The organism is Limimaricola variabilis, from assembly GCF_034371605.1.
Classification (GTDB): domain Bacteria; phylum Pseudomonadota; class Alphaproteobacteria; order Rhodobacterales; family Rhodobacteraceae; genus Limimaricola; species Limimaricola variabilis.
The window spans coordinates 893333-914420 of the sequence record NZ_CP139691.1 but is presented as its reverse complement, the minus strand read 5'-3'; the positions used below and the strand labels follow the sequence as shown (position 1 = coordinate 914420).

Genomic DNA, 21088 nt, shown 5'->3' with positions numbered 1-21088 from the left:
CTGCCTTTCCGTGCCCCGAGCTCTCGCGAGAGATCAGGCTGCCCGCCGCCTCGCGTGCCACCCCCTTCGCAGGAGGGAGAGCCGGTCATTGAAGCCGTAAAGCCGGTGCCGCCCGGGATTGACGTCGACGATCAGCCCGAAGGCCTGGACCGTGCCCAGCTTGTCGAGAAGACCGGCGAGCAGTTCGACCAGCGGCCGCGGGGTCGCGCCCCAGCGCAGCACCACGAGGACCGTGCCGGCGATGCGCACCAGATCGAGGCTGCGCGTCAGGTGCAGCGGCGGCGCGTCGACGATCACCAGGCCATTCGCGTCCCGTGCCAGCCCCTCCAGGGCCCCGAGCCGCGCGGCAACGTCGTGGCCCCGCAGGCAGGTGGCGGGCCATGAGACGCGAGTGACGTTCCTGCTCACCGGCTCACGCATCCGTCCGGCTCCGGTGCCGTCGAATTCGACCAGCCAGACCGGCACGCCGCGCGCCGAGACGATATCCGAGACCCACCGCGCGATCGGGATCACCGCGTCGCCCTGCCGTGCCTCTGCCACCACGAGGACCGGCGGCAGCCGCCCGTTGCAGCCGCATTCGACCAGAAAGAGCGCGTCCTCCAGAGCGGCGATGGCCGGTGCCACGGCCGTGCTGCGCCGTGCGGGCGAGCCGCCGCGGAACAGCCGCCGCCGGACCGCCGGGACGAGGCCCACGGGGATCAGGCGCGGCAAATGCGGGAGCTGCGCGAAGCTGCGCAACCCGTGATCGCGCAGCTCCGCGAGCCCGGCCGCGAGCAGCCCCAGGAGCAGGCCGATGATGCCGGCGGCAGCGAGGTAGAGCTGGCGGCTCGGTCCGAGCGCGTGGATCGGCGGCACCGGCGGCACCAGCACTTCGATCAGGGTCGGCGTGACCGGGATCATCGACTGCAGCGCGGTGCGGCGCGAACGCAGTTCGGAGAGCCGTAGCTCCTGCGCCTGGAGCGCCGCCATCAGCCTTTCGCGCTCGGGCGCCTGGCGCTGCATGTCGCGCAGCTCGCCGCGAAGCCGCGCCGCCTCGCGGTCCAGTTCGGCGCGCTCGTTCTCGAGGCCCTCCCGGCGCAGGTCGAGCGTTTCGTCATAGGCCATGAGCTCGCGCCGGATATCCGTCTCCATCATGGCGATGCGGTTCTGGTTGACCGTCAGACCGGGATGCTTTTCGCCATAGACGGTCGCGAGTTCATCGAGGTCGCGCCGCTGCTGGCGCAAATCGCGCCGCAGTTCCTGAAGACGCATGGGCTCGTCGATTGCCGGCCGTTCCGGCGCGGCGAGGGCGGCTTCGATCGAATGCCGGATCGAGCGCAGATCGGCGAGGTCGTCGGCGATCTTGCCCCGCCGCGCCTCCAGCACCCCCGTCTGGGCCGAGATCGTGTCGGGGCTTTCACCGCTGGCGGCGCCGAGACTTTCCAGTGAACGGTTCAGCGCGGCGCGGCTCTCGACCAGCCGGGTCTGCTCGGCATCGATGCGTGCGTCGAGCCAGGCGGAGCCGGCCTGCAGATCCGAACGCCAAGTCTCCTGGCTCTGCCGCTGATAGGTATCGGCCAGGGCGGCGGGGATCGCGGTGGCAAGGTCGGGATCACGCGAGGTGAAGCCGATGGTGACCACGTCGGTGGGGCCCTGGCGAGACACGGTCAGCGCTTCGCGAAAGGTCGTATGGACGCGGTCGGCGACTTGGGGCGCCTCCGGCATGCCTGCCACCGGGCCAGCTATGACCGCGGCCGCGGCGTGGACCATCTCGCGCAGCCAGTCTGTCAGACCCTCGGGGCGGAGCGCGATGTTGAACTCCTCCCGCTCGGACAGGGCAAAGCGCTGCACGACCTCGGCGGTCACGGGATGGGACAGGATGCGCTCGATCTCGGCCGGGGTATTGACCGGCACGAACTGCACATCCGTTCCGGCGGCGAGGTCGAGCACCGGGGTCGATCGCAGCAGCATTCGGGTCTCTGCGTAGTAGAGCCGGGGCAGGGCAAGTATGACCGGCAGCGCGATCAGGCAGACCAGGGCGGCGACGCCGATCACGCGCAGGATCTGCCGGCGCAGCAGCAGCAGGATTCCCGGCCAGCCGATTTCCTGCGGGCTGTCCTGCGGCTCCTCGACGCGCGCGTAGGATATCGACTGCGGACCGGCGATTTTCAGCGGAGTGTTCATGCGGGATCCTCTGCAAGGGCGGCGGTTCGGTGGAGCCGGACATGCAGCCGTTCGAGTGCCTGGACGTATTCCTCGATCCGGAACCGGGACCGGTAGAGCGCCTGTCCTTCGGCGCCGAGTTCGTGTCGCAGCGCCGGATCGGCCACGAGCCGGGCCAGCGCATGCGCCAGCCCGGTGACGTCGCCCGGCGCAACCAGCAGGCAGGTCCTGCCGTCTTCGAGCACCTCGTCATGGGCGCCGACCCGCGTCGTGACGACCGCGATCCCCTGCGCCAGACCTTCGAGCACGGCCATGGCGAAGCCCTCGGCATGTGAGGGAAGGACAAGAATGTCGGCATGGGCGCGCAGCGCGGCGGCGGCTTCGGCGCCGACCCAGCCGCTCAGGCTGACACGGTCGGACAGGCCGCGACGCGCGATCTCGGCGCGGTAGGTGTCGGTCGGGCCATCGCCCGCCAGGATCGCGCGCCAACCCGCTTGGGGCATCGCCGGATCGGCGAGCGCGGCGATCAGCTCGGGCACGCCCTTGCGTGGGCCGAGCTGGCCGAGAAAGAGGATCTCGACGGGCCGGTCGGGATCCCGCCCGACCGGGGCGGGGATCGGCGCCGGGACGCAGTTGCGCAAGACCGTGATGCGCCCGGGTGCTACGCCGAGCCTGTCCCGAACCGTCGTCTCGTCCCGGTAGCCGAGGACGATGACCTGCGCGGCATGGCGGAACAGGTCGCGGATGATCCTGAATTGCCAGGTAGGGCGGCGCAGCAGGTCGGCCTCGTAATCGTAATCATGCAGGTGCAGCACGTAGCGCAGCCTGAAGCAGCGCGCGCATGCACCGAGGATCGCCTTGCGGGCGGTGCTGCCGCGCCCGGCTATGTGGAAATGGCACAAGACGGGACGCGCGCGAGCGCGGTCCATCGCCATCCCCGCCAGCGCCATCGACAGCCGAAGCGCGGCGGGAAGCGGCCGCCAGCGCGGGCCACGCGTGTCGACCACGCTGTGCTCCAAAGAGACATTTGGGTCGGACAGGACGTAACCGACAAGTCGGCCGATGCCGCCGCCATGTTCGGTGCCGCCGGCGACGAAATGACGGATGATCGGCGGGCCGTCAGTGCCGATTGGCCGGGTCCGAATGACGTCGCCCGGCGCTTTTCGGGCATTCCGGGCGGTCGAGGGGTGCGTGTCGCGGGCCATCATCCGTATACCCCCGCGTGGGAGAGCATCGCGCGATCGACGATGCTGTCGTAAAGCTGGACCGCCGTCTGCCCGATCGTGGCGGGCGCGTTGAGCCCCTCCGACCAAGCACGCGCGTTGCGGCCGAGTTGGTCGCGTGCCTCGTGTTCCCGGGCAAGGTCGCACAGGGCATGGGCCAATGCGGACGGGGTGCGGGGCGGCACGACGCGGCCGATCCGGTGCTGCGTGACCGTGGCGCCCAGCTCTCCGACATCGGTGACGACCACCGGTTTGCCGAAAGTCGCGGCGAGGTGCAGCACCCCGCTCTGCGAGGCCTCGTCATATGGCAGCACGACGAGGTCGGCATCAGTGAACAGCTGCGCCACCTCGCGATCCGGCACGAAGCCGCGCCGGATTTCGTAGCGCTGCGAGCGTCCCATCAGGTGGGCGAGGTCCATCGGGTCATCACCGCGCCCGGCGATTGTCACCTGCAAGGTGGGCAGGCTGTTCGACAGCATCGCCTCCGCCCGCAGCAGCGTCGCCAGGCCCTTGTAGGCGAATATCCGGCCGAAGAGCAGGACCCGGAACCTGTCATCCTGCGGATCTCGGGTGAGGCCGAGCTCGGCGGCCAGATCGGCATAGCGGCGGATCGCCGGATGCGGGACCACATGCACCTGATCCGGCAGTTTGCCGAAGCTGTCGCAGGCGGCGCGGCGCAGGTTGTCGCCATGTACGATCAGGTGGTCCGACTGCCGCGCCATCAGCCGCGCGCCCCATCCCGGCAGCCGGGCGGTGTCTCGATCCCCGGGATGGACCTGGACGTCGTGCACGGTGGTCACGACCGGAATCCCGTCCAGCAAAGGCGGCAGCAGGTTGAGCCACAGGGTGGTGTTGCTCAACATGTGCAGCAGATCGGGCTGCGCGGCCCGAATTCGGCGGACCAGATCGGCGATGAAGGGGATGTTGGCCGGGCTGCGGGTGCGCGGCCAATCGACCAGCACCAGCGTCACCCGGGGGTCGAACCAGCGGGCCAGACCGGCATAGCGCTCACGCGGCAGGATCGCGGTGACCTCGGCATGCGCGGCAACCCCGTTCGCATAGGCAATGACGTAGTCGACCGGTTCGGAACAGAGCAGGAGGATCCTCATGATGGACGGACGACCTCCGCCAACTGGGCGCGGTCGCGCCGGAGATGGATCAGTGCCCGCAGCGTCCCGCGCAGACGTCGAGCGAGGTTGGGCTCTCCGGGATTGCGCAGGCCGAGCCAGAGCAGCCGCAGCGGGCCGGGGGCGTCCGGATGGCCGAGCCGCGCGACGGCGACCTGGTGATCGAAGTGATCGCGCAGCCGCACCTGGCCCCGCAGCCGCAGCGCGGTGAGCGCCAGATTGGTGACGCGGACCGTCTCCTGCCAATGCGCGACGCGACGCATCAGCATGTCGCGGTCGTCGCGGGCGCGGTACCAGGCATTATTGTGGATGCGATAGGCGCCGAGCGCATCGGGCAGGGCCACGACGGGGCCGAGGAACGGCACGATACCAGTGATCCACGCATCCGCCGAGATCCTGAAGCCGTCGGGGATATCGCCGGCCTTGCTCCAGGCCGCACGGGTCACAGTGAGCGAGGAGGTCATGGGGAACGGCCAGAGCCCACCGCTGCGCAGCAGGTGCCGAGCCATCTCCCCGCTGCAGAGCGAGCGGGGGATCGGCGCAAAGGCGTGCTTGCCGTCCGAAAAGCTCGGCTGGAGCCGATGGTAGATCAGCCCCGCGCGCGGCGCGGCCGCATGGGCTGCGAGGACGCGGGAGAGCTTGTCCGGGGACCACCAGTCATCGGCGTCGAGGAACGCGATCAGCGGTGCGTGCGACCGCGCGATACCGGCATTGATCGCCGCCGCCTGTCCCATGTTGGGCTGAAAGATCGGCGTGATGCGGCTGCCATAGCCGCGGATCACCTCGGCGGACCGGTCGGTCGATCCGTCATCGACGACGATGATTTCGGCACGTACGCCGCGCTGGGCCAAGGCCGAGTCGATCGCTGTCGCGAGAAAGCGGCCATAGTTGTAATTGTTGATGACAACGCTGATCTGCGGCGCGGGTGTCATGGTCGATCCTCCGCCGCGGCGATTTTGGCGGGGCGGTCCGCCGCGTTCGTCGCCGCGCGCTGCGACGGGACCAGTGACAGGTCGAGCACGTCGCCGGGATGCACCGCCACATCGAGATCGGCCGCGATCTGTCGTGCCACACCGCCGGTCAGGCGATGGATGACCAGGCTCGGCACGAACTCGTCCTGTCCGTCAGAGCGGACCATGCCTGCGGACAGCACGCGCAGGTCGATCTTCTCCAGTTCGGCTAGCAGCGCAACCCGGGCTTTCTGCGCCGCCTGCAGATCGGTGCGGAGCTCTGCCTGACGCTGGGTTTCGGCGTTGGCCAGCTCGTATTGCAGCGTGGCCGCGGATTGGCGGGCGCGGGCCTTGGCAGTCTCCGTGGCGAGCAGGTCGCGATTTAGCCGGGACTGGTCGCGCAGCAGTTCCTGAAGCTGCGGCCGGGGCATCAGGCCGCGGCCGACGAGGTCCCGGGCTTGCGTCACCTCGGCGCTCTGGATTTCGGTTTCCTCGACCTCGAGTACCGCCCTGCGCTCGAGCGTTTCGATCTCGTTCTCCGCCATGAGTTGCATGTTTTCGCCGTGGCTGCGGCTGGCGGCGCGGAGCGCGAGGCGGTCGGAGAGGAGGGCGGCTTCGGCGCGGAGGATCGCCTCGACGACTTTTTCTCCGGCCAGATTGGCCTCTTCCGGAAGGGCGTCGAGCGTCGGCTCACCTGCGAGCTCTGCCTCGATGCGGGCGATGCGCGCCACCGTCTGGGCGAAGTCGAGCGCGACGGCGCGGCGGTCAGCGAGGGTCGCGAGCGCATTGTCGCTGCTGCCGTCGGTCGTGCCGGCGAGGCGGATGCCGCCGGCGGCGATGATCGCCTGTCGGGCGGTCATGCCGGGGACGAATTCTACCGCACCCGGTTTGCCGACCGCGCCGCCGACATAGACCGGCCGATAGGCCGTGACCTCGACGATCACCACCGGGGTCTGGATGAGGCCGCGCGTGTCGAGCGCTTCGGCGATCTGTTCCTGGATCGCTTTCGTGTCCTGCCCGGCGACGGCGATCGATCCGAGCCGAGGCAGCGTGATCGCCCCGTCGGCATCGACGACCGCCTCACGTGACAGCTCGGGCACGTTGAGGACCTCGACCCGCAAGGCGTCGCCGCGCTCGACAAGCGTGCCGGCCAGGGCGGAGGAGGGGCCGATGAGCGCGGCCACCCCGAGAATGGCGCCCAGAAACGCGGCCCGAATGAGCGCGGCAGTGCCTTGCCGGAGGCTTGCGGTGGGGGGAAGTCGATATCGCGGTCCGTTCGGCATGACGTGTTCCATGCAGGGCCGCCCGGGATGCGAGCGAGGAGAAAGGTCGGGGTCAGGATCGTCCCGGATGGTCGGGGGTGGGAATGCCGCCCTTCGGGTGTCGCGGGGCGCAAAGTTCCACTTTTGCCGAAGGAGGGGACGCAGCCCGGTCCGAAAGGACGAGCGGTGCATCCTCCGGAGACTCTGCCAATGGCGCAGGGGCCGATCTGTAATGGGGCGCAGGCCGGTCCTGCTGCCGGCCATGCCAGCGAAAGGACAAGCGGGGCCGCCATGCCGATCAGGGGATCACGTCACCGGGACGCGCCGCAACGCTGGGAATGGCTCTGGATCGCGGCCTGTCTCGTGATCTTGTCGGGCGCGGTGATCCCGCTGCTCCTGCTGGGGCCCGACGGAAGTCTCGACGAGGCGTCCCGCGCGAAACTGCGGCTGCTGTCCATGCCGATCTATGCGGGAACAATCGTGATGCTGATGCGTTGGCCCGCCCGGCTGCTCGACGTGGTGTGCCGCAACTGGCCGCTGGCGTTGCTGTTGCTGCTCGCCCTGCTGTCCGCCTTGTGGTCGGTCGCCCCCGGCCTCACGGTGCGCAGGGCGATCGCGCTGATGATGTCGGTGTCGCTGGCCTACCTGATCGCCATCCGCTTTTCCCCGCGCGATCAGGTCCGGCTTCTTGCCTGGGTGCTCTGCGGCTGCACGCTGGCAAGCCTTCTGGTCGGGTTGGCTCTCCCGTCCCTCGGGCGGATGCCCGGCGATCCGGCGTTTCGCGGTGTTTTCGTCCATAAGAACGTGCTCGGCTGGCTGGCGAGCTTTTCCGTGCTGCTCGGCCTCGCGGCCCTGCACGACCGATCCGCGGCGCGGCGGCAGGCGGGCTGGATCATTCTCGCCATCGGCTGGGCGGGCACGCTGCTGTCGGCTTCGGTCACCAGCTTCTTCGCCGCCAGCCTCACCGTCGTGATGGCCTACATGGCGGGGATGATTTCCCGTCGCCACGGGCTGGCTCGGCTGTGCCTGGGGCTCGCCCTGATCCTCGGCGCGGCGGCGTTTTTCGTGCTGTTGGCGCTCTCGTTGGTGCCGCTGCTCGAAGCACTGGGCAAGGATGCGACCCTCACCGGGCGGATCCCGCTGTGGAAGCTCATCGATCCGGAGATCGCCGCGCGTCCCATGCTCGGCCATGGCTACGGCGCCTTCTGGTCGGAGGGCAACCACGCTGCCTGGCGCATTTGGGGAGCAGCCGGGTGGGAGGCGCCGCATGCGCATAACGGCTATCGCGATCTCATGCTCGGCGTCGGACTGGTCGGGACAGGGCTGTTCGCCGTGATGATCCTGCGGGCGATGAAGCAGGCCTTCGACCTCTATCTGGCGGCCCCGGAGGAGGGGTGGCTATGGTGCATCCTGGCGATCTGGTGGTCGCTCGTTCTGAACCTCTCGGAGAGCACCTTCTTGATGCAGAGCGACCTCATGTGGCTGCTTCTCGCCATCGCGGTCGTGACGGTGTCGCGCGCCCATGCAGAGGCGCGATACGGTGCGACCGCCTCGCTTCGCCGGATGGCCCCGGCGATCTGACCCCCCTCGATGCAAGCGGTTCACCTAGGGCGCAGACTCGATAGCCAGCCCCGGGTGCAAGATGGCTGCTTGTGTCATGCCGTTGGTTCGACCCTGCGGGTCAGCCCCATGACCAAAAGTGGGCACTTGGAGCAGGGAGGTGGACCCCGCTGCGTCGTTCGGAGCCCGCCGTCCACCTATGTGACACGTACCGACGGGTCCCGGCTCGGTGCAAACATGAGGAGGTAATGGTTTTTCCGGGGAACTGTCATGCGCCCGAAACTTCTCCAGCACACCGCCAAGGATCTCGACCCGCCCGACCTCCCGCATATGGTTGGAGCCACCGCAACGTTGACGTCGACGGCGTCCGCGGGAACGGATTGGACGCAGGCCGATCCCCTGAGCAGCGCACCCTTTGGGGGCGTGGCCGGGCAGAAGGCGAAGGCGGGTGCGGCCTTTCTCCTCGCCGACGGGCTCGTGGTGGTGGCGGTACTTTGGGCGCTGTTCCATGTCCGGAACGGCGGCGCGCTGGGCGGGACGGGCCGGCCACTGGTGCCGGACCTGCTGATCTTCTCTGCGATCGTGCAGATCGGCCTCAAGGTCGCGGTCGGGCTCTACCCGGGATATGGCGCACTGCCCGAAGCGCGACTGCGGCACAACGCTCTCGCCTGGCTCGGGGCAGGGATGATCGCGACAATTGCGGGCCTTGGGCTCGCGGGGGCAGGGCTTGCGGCCATCGCGCTGCTCTGGGCCTGCCTCGGTGTGGTCGGGCTGCTGCAGGCAAGTGCGGCGATGGTCGTGCGCCGGCTGTTGAGAGCCAACGGCCTGCCGGGGCTGCCGGTGCGTGTCGTCGGAGAGACCGAGGCGGTCGAGGAGCTCGCAAAGAGGCTCACCGACGATCCGGGTATCGGCTTCGTGCCGGTTCACGAGGAGGACGCGCCGCATTATGCGGTCCTCTGGGCCGCGACTGCTCTGCCGGACCGGCAGCAACTCGAGGCGCTGAGCGCCGGGGGACGGGAGGTGATCCTGGTTTCGGATCTTCCGAAGCTGCCGCTCTCGGGGGTGTCGCCGAACCGGCATGGCGGCGATCTCGGACTCCGACTCGTGCGGGCACGGCCCTGCGGCCTTCCCGACCCGCTCAAGCGGTTAACAGATCTGTGCCTGGTGGTGCCCCTGCTGGTTCTGGCCGCGCCCGTGGTCCTTCTCGGCGCGCTGCTGGTGCGGCTCGCCGATCCGGGGCCCGCTTTCTACGTGCAGCCGCGCGAGGGGCAGGGCGGGCGCCGCATCGGCATCCTCAAGCTGCGGACAATGTATCTCGACTCCGAGCAAATGCTTTCCGATCTGCTGGAGCGCAATCCCGAGGCCCGTGCCGAATGGGCTGAGCATTTCAAGCTGCGCCGCGATCCACGTGTCCTTCCATTCATCGGACACTTCCTGCGCGCATCAAGCATCGATGAATTGCCGCAGCTGTGGAATGTGCTGCGCGGCGAAATGAGCCTCGTCGGGCCGCGTCCCTTTCCCGAATATCACCTCGAGGCGATGCCGCCGGCGTTTCGGGCAAGGCGGGCCATGGTGGTGCCCGGCCTGACCGGGCTGTGGCAGATCTCGGAGCGCGGCTCCGCCGATCTCGCGACGGCCCAGGCGCTCGACGATCACTACATCTCGGTCCGCAGCTTCTGGGGCGATCTGTCGATCCTGCTGCGCACGCTGCCCGCCGTCATCGGCCGGCGCGGCGCCTTTTGATCCCGCCATGACCGACCCGTTTCGCCCAATCCCCAAAAGGACCTGATCCATGCCCGCAACCAAACGCGTTCTCGTGACCGGCGGCTCCGGTTTCCTCGGCTCCTTCCTGTGCGAGAGCCTGCTCGAAAGCGGCCATGAGGTGCTGTGCGTCGACAACTTCCAGACCGGCTCGCGCGAGAACGTGATGCACCTGCAGGATCACCCTCGTTTCGAGGTGCTGCGCCATGACGTGACCGTGCCGCTTTGGGTCGAGGTCGACGAGATCTGGAACCTCGCATGCCCGGCCTCGCCGATCCACTACCAGACCGACCCCGTGCAGACGGTCAAGACCAGCGTGATCGGTGCCATCAACATGCTGGGACTGGCCAAGCGGACCAAATCCAAGATCTTCCAGGCTTCGACCAGCGAGGTCTATGGCGACCCGTCGATCCACCCGCAGCCCGAAGCCTATTGGGGCAACGTGAACCCGATCGGGCCGCGTTCGTGCTACGACGAGGGGAAGCGCTGCGCCGAAACGCTGTTCTTCGACTATCAACGCGAATGCCGGGTCAACATCCGCGTGGCGCGGATCTTCAACACTTATGGGCCGCGCATGTCCGTCGGCGACGGACGGGTGGTGTCGAACTTCATCGTCCAGGCCCTGAAGGGAGAGCCGATCACGCTCTATGGCGAAGGGGCGCAGACCCGCTCCTTCTGCTATGTCGACGACCTGATCCGCGGGTTCCGCGCCCTTATGGACGCCCCCGACGGGCTGCCGTTGCCGGTCAATCTCGGCAACCCCGGCGAGTTCAGCATTCGCGAGCTTGCCGAACTGGTGATCGAGCTGACGGGGACGCGCTCGCAGATGGTGTTCCAGCCGCTGCCTCGCGACGACCCCCGGCAGCGCAAGCCCGACATCAGCCGCGCGCGCGAGCTTCTGGGCTGGACGCCGCGTACCGAGCTCAGGGCAGGGTTGGAACGCACCATCGCCTATTTCGAAAGCCGGCTGTCGCAATCCCGCGACCGCCTCGCACCGATCGTCCCGCCGAGTTGGTCCGCATCCCGGAGCAACGGCGCGGCCGACCCGCATCACGCCCTGCATCCATGACACCCGGTCCAGCGGCGGCTGGGGGCAAGAAGCCCCTGCTCGTCTTCTTTCAGTGGAATCACCGCCCGAACGCCAGGGCTTCCGGCTTTCTCGAGCAGCATGCGCGGCTCCACGTCAAATGCCTCGCCCACGATTTCGAGGTCGAGGTGATCTCCGAGGATTGCGACTACAGGGAGGTCTGCGACCGGTTCGAGCCTGACCTTGCCCTGTTCGAGGCCGGATACCGCACGCATGGCTCGACCCGCCCCCGTATCACCGGCACCGACGCGCATCCCGGCATCCCGAAGATTGCCCTGCACAATGGCGATCCGTGGTGCGATCGGCGCGCCGGACTGCTCGCCGACATGGATGGCTGGGGCATCGAGACGGTGTTTGCCATCGGGACCGCCACGCCCGGCTATACGCCATCGCTCGCGGGGCGATGCTACGTCTGGCCCAATTTCATCGACCCTGCGGTATTTCGGCATTACGGGCTCGAGAAGGTGGTGCCGGTGACGCTGACCGGTCAGGTATACGGGCTCTATCCTTGGCGGCAGGCGGTGCATGAGCTGCTGGCCGAGCGCTATGTCTGCCTCGTGACGCCGCCCTTCCGCTACGAGGATGCCGCGGCGCGCCGGATGCTGGCCGGCGAGGCCTATGCCCGCGCCCTCAATGCGAGCTGGCTGTCGCCGAGTTGCGGCACGATGGGCCATGAGCTGGTGCGCAAGCATCTGGAAATCCCGGGCGCGGGCTGCTTGCTGGTCACCGAGCGCATTCCTGTCCTCGAGGCGGCCGGGTTTCTGGACGGCGTGAACTGCGTGTTTGCCGATCCGCCCGAACTGGTCGACAAGGTGGACGCGCTCCTGGCCGAGCCGGAGCGCATGAGCGAGATCATCGCTGGGGGCCACGCACTGGTTCATGCCCGCCACACGCTCGCGCACCGGCCGCAGATCCGCCAGTGGTTCGACCTCAGCCGCGATCTGAAAGACGGGGCGCGCATCGCGCAGGAAGACGTTTTTGGGCCGCTGCGAGTCGCAACTGCCGAGGAAGGCATGGTGGGCCTTCGGCTGCCGACGACCGGCCTCGACCGTGCGGCGCTGCGGCGGGCCGAACAGTGTCTCGCGCGCGGCCGCGTGGACGAGGCGAGAGCGGCGTTCGAGGCGGCGCTCGACTACGTGGCGTATCTGCCCGAGGCGCGCTTCGGCCTCGCACGCTGCGACCTCGCGCAGGGCCGGGCGACGGCGGCGCTTGACCGCCTGTCCGCCCTGATCGCGACCACGCTGAAGGATTACGGCGCCGAGCGGCCCGACCCGGTGGAGTGGGCCTACTACCTCGCGGCGCTTCTGGCCGCCGGGCATCGCGAGGCCGCGATCGGACTGCGGTCGGCCTATCCCGAACTTGATCATGCGGAATTGCGCCTCATGCGCGCCGCTCTCGACCGGCTGGCGGATCGGCCGGTCGGGCCGTGGTCGGTCGCGGCCCGACCGGCCACGAGCCTACACGCGTTGCCAGCCCGTACACCCGAAATGCACGGCGCCTGGCTGGTCGCGATACAGAGCCTGAACGGGCAGCCGCCATCGGGTGGGCGGCGTGGCGCCGGGCTTCGCCTGCGCTGGCAGGGCCTCGCCGCGCTCGACCGGGCGTTGCGCCGCCTCCCCGGCGGGGTGATCCGGCCGCGCGTGCCGCCGGCGCCGGGTTTTGGCTATCTCGCCGAGCTGCGGGACGCGGTCGGCCGTTGGCTGCTGCCGCCCCTCGTACGGCGCCGGCTCAGGGCCTTGGGCATGCGTGCCGCCGAGATGTCGAGGCACGGGCCGCGCATCCGGAGAAGCCGGTCGTGACCATAGGCAGGTCCCTCCTTCTCTCGCTGGTCGACAAATCGCTCGGCACCTTGATGAGCGTGGGGATGATGGTCGTGGTCTCACGGCTCCTGTCGCCCGCCGAGATCGGGTTGTTCTTAGTGTCGAGCGCCGCCGTCATCCTGATCGAGACCTTCCGCGACTTCGGGGTCGCCAGCAGCATCATCAAGGAGCCGTCTCCGTCGACGGAGTTCCTGCGTAGTGCGGCGACGATCGTGGCGCTGCTCTCGCTCTCGCTCGGGCTCGGACTGTACTTAGGCGCCGGTGCGATTGCCGCCCTTTACGGCGCTGCCGATCTCGCGCCGCTGCTCGAGGTGGCGGCGCTGGGCTTCCTGTTTGCCCCGATCAGCAGCGTCCGTCTGGCGCTGCTGCGCCGGGAGATGGCGTTCGGTCGGGTTGCCGCGATCGGCCTCGGCGCCAATGGCATGGGGACGCTTACGGCGCTGGGCCTCGCCATCTCCGGATGGGGGGCGCTGTCGCTGGCCTGGGGGTCGGTGGCGACGGCCTGCGCAGCCGCGATACTGGCGCAGACGCTGCGGCCGGAGCCGGACCTCTACCGGCCGACGCTGGCCCACTGGCGGCGGATATTGCCATTCGGCGCGTGGTCCTGCCTGGTGACGATCCTCGGACTGCTCACGGAAACCCTGCCTCGGCTGATCATCGGGAGGATCCTGGGCTTTACGGCGGTCGGCCTGCTCGCGCGTGCCGTGTCGCTCACCCAGCTGCCCGACCGCCTGGTGCTGAGTGCGGTCCAGCCGGTTGCACTACCGGCATTCGCCGAGTTGCGCCGCGCCAAGGCCGAGCTGTCCAAGGTGTATCTCGGGGCCCTGTCGCTTGTCGTGATCCTGCAATGGCCCGCGCTGGCCTGCCTCGGGATCCTGGCCGATCCGGCGGTGCGCCTCCTGCTGGGCGATCAATGGCTCGCGGCGATACCTTTGCTTCAGGTCGTCTCGCTTGCGGGGATGGCCCTGTTTCCGGCGAGCCTGGCCTTTCCGATCTTGGTCGCGGTCGAGGCGATCCGCGACCTCGCGATCCTCAACCTGATCTTCGTTCCGCTGCTGGCCGCGACTATCATCGTGGCGGCGCAGTTCGGACTGATGGAGGTGGCTTGGAGCCTGCTGCCCTTGAACATCGTGCAGGGCTTGGCCCTGCTGGCGGCGGTTCGGCGGCATATTCCGTTCCGCTGGTCGGAGCTCGGTCGGGTGATCGGGCGCGGTCTGGGCATCGTCGGCGCGACGATCCTGATCCCAGCCGCCGTGATGATCACCAAGGGGCCGACGCCCGATACGCGCATGACCGCCATCGCCGTTTTCGGCGCGATGATCGGTTGGTTCATCGGTGTCTCGGCGACCGACAACCTGTTGGCGCCAAGGCTGAACCGCCTGCGGACCGGTCGTTTGAAGGGACCGGTCCGCAAGCTTGTCACGCTGGTGCGCCAGTGAGCGGCTCAGTCATCCGGCAGGACGTCGACCGAGGTGCTCCCATTCGCGAGCTCGTTGAGGCGGAACGCGGCTTGGGTCCGATTGGTCGCGCGCAACTTGCGCATGATGTTGCGGATATGGACCTTTACGGTGCTTTCGCAAAGGCCGAGCTCATAGGCGATCGTCTTGTTCGCGGCACCATGGCGCAGGGCCTTGGCGACCGCGAGCTGGCGCGAGGTGAAGTGGCGCTCCAACCCCGAATTGGTCTCGCCGTTTCGCGCCACCGCGGCACGGAGCGCCAGCACGCTGCAGCGTGGGATGACCACGCTCTTGCTCGAGGCGTTGCGCATGCATTCGACGAGCTCGTCCAACCCGACGCTGGAGGGGATGAACCCCACCGCGCCGCAATCGATCGCGTCGAGCACCCCCATCAGGTCGTCGCGGCGCGAAATGACGATCACGCGCCGCCGGCCGGCATGCTGCACGAAGCTGCGCAGTTCAAGCAGCGTCGTCTCGTTCGACAACGGCGTGTCGCCGATGTTGTAGAGAACGATGCCGTCTTCCTGGTCCTGTTCCCGGTTTTCGGCCCATTCCAGTTCGGAGCCGTAGCTGTGGATCGCTGCACGCGGGAAGGCATGCCGCAGGGATGCGGCCAGAACCTCGAGTTCGAAGGGATGCTTTCCGATAAGGGTAATCACATGGCCGTCGGTAATCCGGGTCGGATTTCCAGCGACGTCAGGACTGATGGGATTGTCTCTCTTCGTGGGAAACGCATCATTGTAAAAAGAACGGCCCATAAACACAAAACTCCAATTGTAGGACCCACGGGGCTAGAAAATGAAGCAGCCTGATGTCGAAATTAGAATTGGATGCAAGCAAGCATCTGGGTGGTATTGTCGTCACGTTTGTCATGACGATCGATTTTTTTTGTAACGAAGTCTCCCTTTCGGGCCCGACCCGGCAACACGAAGTAAGTTAGCACAAATTTTGACCAGCGACACCTCTAAGGCGATCTATTGAAACAAATTTCATAGACCGTAAGGATTACGAAACGCACCGAATTTTATCGCCTTTCGGTCTATTGTCTTGTTCGAGCGGGAGCACCGTGTTGTAGCTCCTCCTCTCCACCTTCATCGGGCGCGGTTTGAAATGGAAAGATCCGACATCATTCCCATCGGCTATAGCGGGAATTGCCTCGAAATCATCGAGGCCTTGATTCGACAGGCCCGCGTGCCGGCAATTCTGGATGACGCCGGAAAATACCGGGGCCAGACCTTCGACGGCGTGCCGATCCTGCCCATGGCGCGGATGGCCGACCACCCCCATGCCCGCTTCCTCTGCCTCGTCGGATCGGAGAAGAGCTACCATGCACGACCCGAGATCATCGCACGTACCGGGCTCGAACCTGACCGGTTCGCGACCTTCGTCCACCCGGCAGCCGAGGTGTCGGGCCAGGCCCTGATAGGTCACGGATCGGTTCTCTATTCCGGCGCGCTGGTGACCTCGAACGGCCAAATCGGCGAGCACGTGCTCATCATGCCGCGCGCGTTGGTGCATCACGACGTCACGATCGGATCGTTCTCGATCATCGGGGCGGGGGTGATCATCGCCGGCGGCGCCCGGCTGGGCGAGTGCTGCTATGTCGGCAGCGGAAGCGCGATCCGCAACGGCGTGACCATCGGGGCGGGGGCCCTGATCGGCATGGGTTCGGTCGTGGTGAAGGACGTCGCGCCGGGGGAGGTGGTCGCGGGCAACCCGGCGCGGACCCTGCGACCGGCCCCCCGATGACCCACCCCCGAGGAGGTTGGCGGCGTCAGGCGGACTGGGCACCGCGCCGCCGCACCAGTGCGAGCGTCTCCTCGAGAGCCGAGAGGACCTTGTCCTGCTCCTCATCGGTCATCTGGGCGTAGAGCGGCAGAAGAATCGAATGATCCCGCGCGGCCTCGGACCGAAGCAGGGAGGTCGTGGCGATGTCGGCATAAGCTGCTTCCTGATGCGCGTTCATGATGCCTCGGCGGGTCGCGACCCCACGGTCGAGCATCGCCTGCATCACGCCTAGCTGATCGATGCCGTCTGACAGGCGGACGCAGTAGCTCTGCCAGTTGGACCGCGCCCAGCGCGGCTCCACCGGGGCAGAGACGCCTGGAAGGAGCGCAAGCCGGGTCGAATAGCGTTCGGCCAGCGTGCGCCGCCGCGACACGATGCCCGGCAGACGCTTGAGCTGTTCGCGCCCGATCGAGGCCTGGATATCTGTCATCCGGTAATTGAACCCGGTGACGGGATAGCTTTCGATGACGACTTGCGGACTGTTGTGGCGAACCGCGTCGGACACCGACATCCCGTGCTGCCGCGCGAGCCGGAACCCGGCGTCCAGCTCGACGCGGTTGGTGGTCAGCATCCCGCCCTCACCGGTGGTGATCACCTTGCGCGGGTGGAAGGAGAAACAGACCACGTCGCCCAAGGGACGCCCGATGCGCAGCCAGGCATTGCGCATCCGCAGCTCGGAGCCGGCGGCGCAGGCGGCGTCCTCGATCACCGGCAGGCCATGGGCGCCGGCGAGCTTGAGGATGGCGGGCATGTCGCAGGGCATGCCCATCTGATGCACCACGAGGATCGCGCGGGTCGCCGGGGTCATCGCCGCGGCAATCGCCGTAGGATCGATGTTGTAGCCATCTCGTTCGATGTCGACGAAGACAGGCGTCGCGCCGCATTGGCGGATCGTGTTCGCGGTGGCGATGAAGGAGTGGCTGACGGTGATCACCTCGTCGCCCGGCGAGACGCCAACGCCGAGCAGTGCGAGATGCAGGGCGGTGGTGCAGTTCGAGACCGCGCAGGCATGCGCCGCTCCGACGAAATTGGCGAATTCCACCTCGAAGGCGGCCACCTGCGGCCCCTGAGAGACCCAGCCCGAGAGCACGGCCCGGCTCGCCGCATCGGCCTCGGAGCGGTTGATGAACGGCTTGGCGATGGGGATCATGCGGCCGCACTCGAACCGGGCCGCGCCTCACGTTCGCGGCGCCAATAGGAGATCAGGTCAACCAGCCCGGCATCGGGGCCGATCTCGGCGCGAAAGCCGATCTCGCGGGCCGCGGCGTGCGTGCAGGCAAGCCGCCGGGACACCGGATTGACGGCCCGCTCGGCCGTATGCTCGGCGACGAGATCCTCGCGTCCCATGCCGCGCGCGATCAGGCCGGCGAGCTCGAGCAGCGAGGTCTCCGTGCCCGAGCCGATATTGTAGACCCGGTCGGTCACGTCGCTGCGGGCCGCGAGGATGTTGGCACGGGCCACGTCCCGGACATGCACGAGATCCATGGTCTGCGCGCCGTCGCCGAACACGATTGGGGGCAGCCCTTCGGACAGCCGCTCCATCCAGCGCACCATGACCTCGGTATACTTGCCATGCAGGTCCATCCGGGGGCCGTAGACGTTGAAGTAGCGCAGCGCGACATAGTCGAGCCCGTACATGTCGTGGAACGACCGCAGCAGCCCTTCGCCAAAGCTCTTCGCGGCGCCATAGAGCGTCCGGTTGTCATAGGGCGGATCGCTCTCGGGGGTCGGGAAATGTGGCGCGAGGCCATAGATCGACGCCGAGGAGGCCATGACCACCCGGTCGACGTGATGCTCGACGCAACGGCGCAGCAGATCGTAGGTGGCCTGTACCATCACCGACATCGCGGTGTCGGGTTCGGCCGCGCAATGGGTGATGCGCAGCGCCGCCTGGTGAAAGACCACATCCTGTCCCGCCACGAGTTGATCCATCAGCCCGGCATCGCGGATATCGCCGACGACCAGCGACACGCGGCCCGAGCGCATCGCGTCTTCGAGGTTCTCGGGGCGACCGCGGACCATGTTGTCGATCACGGTCACCTCCCGCACGCCCGCTTCGATCAGCAGATCGGTGATATGCGAGCCGATGAAGCCGCTGCCGCCGGTGACGAGAACGCGCGCGCCCTCGAGAGTGCGGGTGCCGGTCATATCGCGATCTCCTCGGGGCAGGTGGTCCTGTCGAGCCGGTCGGTCTGGCCGGCCTTCGCATCGACGAAGTAGTTCACCGCCGAAATCACCTGGGCGATCTCTTCGGGCCGCAGCTCGGGATAGATCGGCAGGGACAGGGTGCGCGCCGCATAGGCCTCGGCAACCGGGAAGCTGCCCGGACCGCCGGCCAGGTCGGCATAGGCGGGCTGAAGATGGACGGGGCGGGGGTAGTGGATGTTGGTCGCCACCCCGGCCTCGGCGAGCGCGGCCCGCAGCGCATCCCGCGCGGGATGGGTGATCGCGTAGACATGGTAGACGTGATCCTCGCCCGAAGCCGGCACAGGGCGGGTCACGCGCTCCGACAGGCCGGCGTCGTATTGCCGGGCGACCCATCGGCGACCTTCGGTCCAGGCCGCGAGGTGCCGCAGCTTCACGCCGAGTATCGCGCCCTGGATCGTGTCCATGCGGAAGTTGTAGCCCCGCAGCAGGTGCACGGAACGTTCCACCTGGCCCCAGTCGCGCAATGCCCTGATCCGGTCGGCGAGGGCGGGATCGCTGGTCGTGATCGCGCCGCCTTCACCGGCCGCGCCGAGGTTCTTGCCGGGGTAGAAGCTGAAGCAGCCGAGGGCGCCGAAGCCGCCCGCGCTCAGGGCGCCCCGCGTGGCACCATGCGCCTGCGCGGCATCCTCGATGACGATCAGCCCATGCGCCTCGGCGATGCGCCCGATCTCGGCCATGTCGGCGAGCCGGCCATGGAAGTGAACCGGCAGAACCGCCTTCGTCCGAGGCGTGATCGCGGCCTCGAATTTGGCGGGATCCATGGTCAGCGTCTCTGGATCGACATCGACGAGCACCGGCACCGCGCCGACATAAAGCACGACCGCCACGGTCGCCACGAAGGTGGTCGGTACGGTGATCACCTCGTCGCCCGGGCCGATGCCAGCGGTCAGCAGGGCGAGATGCAGGGCCGAGCTGCCGCTGTTCACCGCGATCGCATGGCGGGTGCCGCAACGGGCCGCGAAATCCGCCTCGAAGCTTTCAACCGCTTCGCCGAGCACGTAGCTGCCGCCGCGCAGCGTCTCGAGCACGGCCGCCTCAAGCGGTTCGGCGAGGGCGGCGTATTGCCGCCTCAGATCCAGAAACGGTATCATGATGCCACCTTCAAACTCGTCAAATCTACAGGATGACCGCGCAGCTCCACCGAGCGGGAGGCGGCGGCGAGCATTTCAACGATGCGCAGCCCGCTGAGCCCGTCGGTCAGCGGGGTCGCACCGGTTTCGATGCAGCGGACGAACTCCTCGACCTCGGTGAGGAGGGCTTCCTTCGTGCGCAGGGCCGGGGCGTGCATGTCCCCCAGCCGGTAGGAGACCAGCTTCTCGTAGGGGTCGGCGCTGCACATCGCGCCACGGTCGTAGACCTTCACCTTCTCGCTGGTCTGCATGTCGTCATAGACCACCATCTTGCGGCTGCCGCCGATCAGGGTCTGGCGGATTTTCACCGGCGCGAGCCAGTTCACGTTGAGATGCGCCATCGCGCCACCGTCGTAATGGACGGTGAGCTGGGCCATGTTCTCGGGGCTGCCGGTGAGAAAGCGTGCGGCGGAGGCCGAGATCATCACCGGATGCTGGTCGAGCAGGTGGTCGACGATGGCGAAGTCGTGCACCGCGAGATCCCAGATCACGTTCACATCGCGCTGGAACAGGCCGAGATTCACGCGCGTGGAGTCGTAGTAATAGACCTCGCCGAGCTCCCCGGCATCGATCATCTCGGAAATGGCGCGAACGGCCGGCGTATAGACGAAGGTGTGATCGACCATCAGCACCTTGCGCCGCTTGGCCGCCTCCTCGACCAGCTGGATCGCCTGTGCCACGTCGTCGGTCATCGGCTTTTCGACCAGCACGTGCTTGGACGCCCTGAGCGCGTCGCGGGCGATCGGGAAATGGGTGTGCACCGGCGTGGCGATCATCACGGCATCGACGCCGGGGGCGCGGATCAGTTCTGCGATATCTGTGGTAAGCTTGGCCGCCGGGTGGCGCTGCGCCGCGCGGGCGAGCGCGTCGGGTGACATGTCGGCGATCATTTCGACGCGGGCGACACCGCTTTCGGACACGGCGCGGGCGAGGTTCGGCCCCCAGTAGCCGTAGCCGACGATCCCGACCCCGATCATCGCAGCACCGCCAGCGAAGTCGCCCCGCCAGCGCCGCGCGCCGGTTCGGCAATCGACCGGGCGGGGACGCCTGCGACCACCGCCCCGTCCGGCACGTCGCGCGTGACGACGGCACCGGCACCGACGAGCGCTCGGGCGCCGATGCGGATGCCCGGCAGGAGGGTCGCGTTCGATCCGATCGACGCGCCGCGACAGACCAGGATCGGCTCGCAGGTCCAGTCGTCGCCGCCCTTGAGCGCGCCCGTGGCCGTGGTGCTGGCCGGGTAGCGATCATTGGTGAACATCACGCCATGCCCGACGAAGACACCGTCCTCGAGCGTCACCCCCTCGCACAGGAAGGCATGGGACGAGATCTTGCACCGCGCCCCGATCCTGCAGCCTGCCTGGATTTCGACGAAAGGACCGATGCGGGTCTGGGCACCGATGGTGCAGCCGTAGAGGTTGACGAGGTCGGGTTGGTAAATCTGTGCATCGGGCGCGATGTCACAATCTCTGATCGTCATGGCAGGGTTCTCCGAAAGCAGCGGATGCCGGGGCATCCCGCCTGGTCTTGTCCTGCGTCGAGCCTATGGAAATCGGACTTTCGAGGAAGCGTC

General features: G+C 67.8%; 17 protein-coding genes. 6 read left to right on the top strand and 11 right to left on the bottom strand.

Annotated features, from left to right (window positions below):
* Positions 1 to 33 precede the first annotated feature (33 nt).
* Genes T8T21_RS04485 through T8T21_RS04465 form a run of 5 tightly spaced genes read right to left on the bottom strand, consistent with a single transcriptional unit; the run spans position 34 to position 6737 of the window.
* The gene (locus T8T21_RS04485; RefSeq protein ID WP_322336978.1) at positions 34 to 2163 is read right to left on the bottom strand and encodes a GumC family protein; all 2130 of its coding nucleotides are present in this window, start codon (positions 2161 to 2163) and stop codon (positions 34 to 36) included.
* Positions 2160 to 3347: a glycosyltransferase family 4 protein gene (locus tag T8T21_RS04480; protein ID WP_322336977.1), complete on the bottom strand. Its 1188-nt coding sequence runs from the start codon at positions 3345 to 3347 to the stop codon at positions 2160 to 2162. Before T8T21_RS04480 ends, T8T21_RS04485 begins: the two co-directional genes overlap by 4 nt.
* Entirely contained in the window at positions 3347 to 4474 is a 1128-nt protein-coding gene (locus T8T21_RS04475) for a glycosyltransferase family 4 protein (protein ID WP_322336976.1), read from the bottom strand. Before T8T21_RS04475 ends, T8T21_RS04480 begins: the two co-directional genes overlap by 1 nt.
* Positions 4471 to 5424 carry a glycosyltransferase family 2 protein gene (locus tag T8T21_RS04470; RefSeq protein ID WP_322336975.1) on the bottom strand — a complete coding sequence of 318 codons (954 nt, stop codon included), beginning with the start codon at positions 5422 to 5424 and terminating at the stop codon, positions 4471 to 4473. Before T8T21_RS04470 ends, T8T21_RS04475 begins: the two co-directional genes overlap by 4 nt.
* Positions 5421 to 6737 (bottom strand): polysaccharide biosynthesis/export family protein, encoded by a 1317-nt coding sequence (locus tag T8T21_RS04465; RefSeq protein ID WP_322336974.1) that lies wholly within the window; start codon positions 6735 to 6737, stop codon positions 5421 to 5423. The genes T8T21_RS04470 and T8T21_RS04465 overlap by 4 nt, the downstream gene beginning before the upstream one ends.
* 177 nt (positions 6738 to 6914) lie before the next feature.
* Here T8T21_RS04465 and T8T21_RS04460 point away from each other — a divergent pair, with 177 nt between their 5' ends.
* The 5 genes from T8T21_RS04460 to T8T21_RS04440 all read left to right on the top strand — a co-directional run bounded on the left by T8T21_RS04460 (position 6915) and on the right by T8T21_RS04440 (position 14371).
* Positions 6915 to 8285 carry an O-antigen ligase family protein gene (locus T8T21_RS04460; RefSeq protein WP_322336973.1) on the top strand — a complete coding sequence of 457 codons (1371 nt, stop codon included), beginning with the start codon at positions 6915 to 6917 and terminating at the stop codon, positions 8283 to 8285.
* Between the two features lie 402 nt (positions 8286 to 8687).
* Positions 8688 to 10007, top strand: a complete 1320-nt coding sequence (locus T8T21_RS04455; protein ID WP_322336972.1) for a sugar transferase — start codon at positions 8688 to 8690, stop codon at positions 10005 to 10007.
* A 49-nt stretch (positions 10008 to 10056) separates the two neighbouring features.
* The gene (locus T8T21_RS04450; RefSeq protein ID WP_183469326.1) at positions 10057 to 11094 is read left to right on the top strand and encodes a UDP-glucuronic acid decarboxylase family protein; all 1038 of its coding nucleotides are present in this window, start codon (positions 10057 to 10059) and stop codon (positions 11092 to 11094) included.
* Positions 11091 to 12911 carry a glycosyltransferase family protein gene (locus tag T8T21_RS04445; protein WP_322336971.1) on the top strand — a complete coding sequence of 607 codons (1821 nt, stop codon included), beginning with the start codon at positions 11091 to 11093 and terminating at the stop codon, positions 12909 to 12911. Before T8T21_RS04450 ends, T8T21_RS04445 begins: the two co-directional genes overlap by 4 nt.
* The gene (locus T8T21_RS04440; protein WP_322336970.1) at positions 12809 to 14371 is read left to right on the top strand and encodes an oligosaccharide flippase family protein; all 1563 of its coding nucleotides are present in this window, start codon (positions 12809 to 12811) and stop codon (positions 14369 to 14371) included. Before T8T21_RS04445 ends, T8T21_RS04440 begins: the two co-directional genes overlap by 103 nt.
* Before the next feature lie 5 nt (positions 14372 to 14376).
* Here T8T21_RS04440 and T8T21_RS04435 read toward each other — a convergent pair whose 3' ends face one another.
* Positions 14377 to 15147, bottom strand: a complete 771-nt coding sequence (locus T8T21_RS04435) for a LuxR family transcriptional regulator (RefSeq protein ID WP_322336969.1) — start codon at positions 15145 to 15147, stop codon at positions 14377 to 14379.
* Between the two features lie 352 nt (positions 15148 to 15499).
* Between T8T21_RS04435 and T8T21_RS04430 the strand changes: the two genes are divergently transcribed.
* Complete coding sequence (locus T8T21_RS04430) at positions 15500 to 16138, top strand: NeuD/PglB/VioB family sugar acetyltransferase (RefSeq protein WP_322336968.1); 639 nt, start codon at positions 15500 to 15502, stop codon at positions 16136 to 16138.
* A gap of 25 nt (positions 16139 to 16163) precedes the next feature.
* On the opposite strand, the gene T8T21_RS04425 is transcribed toward T8T21_RS04430, so the two are convergent.
* Genes T8T21_RS04425 through T8T21_RS04405 form a run of 5 tightly spaced genes read right to left on the bottom strand, consistent with a single transcriptional unit; the run spans position 16164 to position 20995 of the window.
* A complete protein-coding gene (locus T8T21_RS04425) occupies positions 16164 to 17327 on the bottom strand; it encodes a DegT/DnrJ/EryC1/StrS family aminotransferase (protein WP_322336967.1) in 1164 nt (387 codons plus the stop codon).
* On the bottom strand, positions 17324 to 18325 hold the full coding sequence (locus T8T21_RS04420) for an NAD-dependent epimerase/dehydratase family protein (protein ID WP_322336966.1): 1002 nt from the start codon (positions 18323 to 18325) through the stop codon (positions 17324 to 17326). The genes T8T21_RS04425 and T8T21_RS04420 overlap by 4 nt, the downstream gene beginning before the upstream one ends.
* Positions 18322 to 19476, bottom strand: a complete 1155-nt coding sequence (locus T8T21_RS04415; RefSeq protein ID WP_322336965.1) for a DegT/DnrJ/EryC1/StrS family aminotransferase — start codon at positions 19474 to 19476, stop codon at positions 18322 to 18324. Before T8T21_RS04415 ends, T8T21_RS04420 begins: the two co-directional genes overlap by 4 nt.
* Entirely contained in the window at positions 19473 to 20492 is a 1020-nt protein-coding gene (locus tag T8T21_RS04410; RefSeq protein WP_322336964.1) for a Gfo/Idh/MocA family protein, read from the bottom strand. Before T8T21_RS04410 ends, T8T21_RS04415 begins: the two co-directional genes overlap by 4 nt.
* Entirely contained in the window at positions 20489 to 20995 is a 507-nt protein-coding gene (locus T8T21_RS04405) for an acyltransferase (protein ID WP_322336963.1), read from the bottom strand. The genes T8T21_RS04410 and T8T21_RS04405 overlap by 4 nt, the downstream gene beginning before the upstream one ends.
* Positions 20996 to 21088 lie beyond the last annotated feature (93 nt).

What these genes read in the sequence shown, in the direction of transcription:
- T8T21_RS04430 (WP_322336968.1), top strand. Translation starts at nt 15,500, where the DNA reads ATGGAAAGATCCGACATCATTCCCATCGGCTATAGCGGGAATTGCCTC.
- T8T21_RS04480 (WP_322336977.1), bottom strand. Translation starts at nt 3,347, where the DNA reads ATGGCCCGCGACACGCACCCCTCGACCGCCCGGAATGCCCGAAAAGCG.
- T8T21_RS04425 (WP_322336967.1), bottom strand. Translation starts at nt 17,327, where the DNA reads ATGATCCCCATCGCCAAGCCGTTCATCAACCGCTCCGAGGCCGATGCG.
- T8T21_RS04435 (WP_322336969.1), bottom strand. Translation starts at nt 15,147, where the DNA reads ATGGGCCGTTCTTTTTACAATGATGCGTTTCCCACGAAGAGAGACAAT.
- T8T21_RS04470 (WP_322336975.1), bottom strand. Translation starts at nt 5,424, where the DNA reads ATGACACCCGCGCCGCAGATCAGCGTTGTCATCAACAATTACAACTAT.
- T8T21_RS04475 (WP_322336976.1), bottom strand. Translation starts at nt 4,474, where the DNA reads ATGAGGATCCTCCTGCTCTGTTCCGAACCGGTCGACTACGTCATTGCC.
- T8T21_RS04415 (WP_322336965.1), bottom strand. Translation starts at nt 19,476, where the DNA reads ATGATACCGTTTCTGGATCTGAGGCGGCAATACGCCGCCCTCGCCGAA.
- T8T21_RS04460 (WP_322336973.1), top strand. Translation starts at nt 6,915, where the DNA reads ATGGCGCAGGGGCCGATCTGTAATGGGGCGCAGGCCGGTCCTGCTGCC.
- T8T21_RS04445 (WP_322336971.1), top strand. Translation starts at nt 11,091, where the DNA reads ATGACACCCGGTCCAGCGGCGGCTGGGGGCAAGAAGCCCCTGCTCGTC.
- T8T21_RS04420 (WP_322336966.1), bottom strand. Translation starts at nt 18,325, where the DNA reads ATGACCGGCACCCGCACTCTCGAGGGCGCGCGCGTTCTCGTCACCGGC.
- T8T21_RS04485 (WP_322336978.1), bottom strand. Translation starts at nt 2,163, where the DNA reads ATGAACACTCCGCTGAAAATCGCCGGTCCGCAGTCGATATCCTACGCG.
- T8T21_RS04450 (WP_183469326.1), top strand. Translation starts at nt 10,057, where the DNA reads ATGCCCGCAACCAAACGCGTTCTCGTGACCGGCGGCTCCGGTTTCCTC.
- T8T21_RS04465 (WP_322336974.1), bottom strand. Translation starts at nt 6,737, where the DNA reads ATGGAACACGTCATGCCGAACGGACCGCGATATCGACTTCCCCCCACC.
- T8T21_RS04410 (WP_322336964.1), bottom strand. Translation starts at nt 20,492, where the DNA reads ATGATCGGGGTCGGGATCGTCGGCTACGGCTACTGGGGGCCGAACCTC.
- T8T21_RS04405 (WP_322336963.1), bottom strand. Translation starts at nt 20,995, where the DNA reads ATGACGATCAGAGATTGTGACATCGCGCCCGATGCACAGATTTACCAA.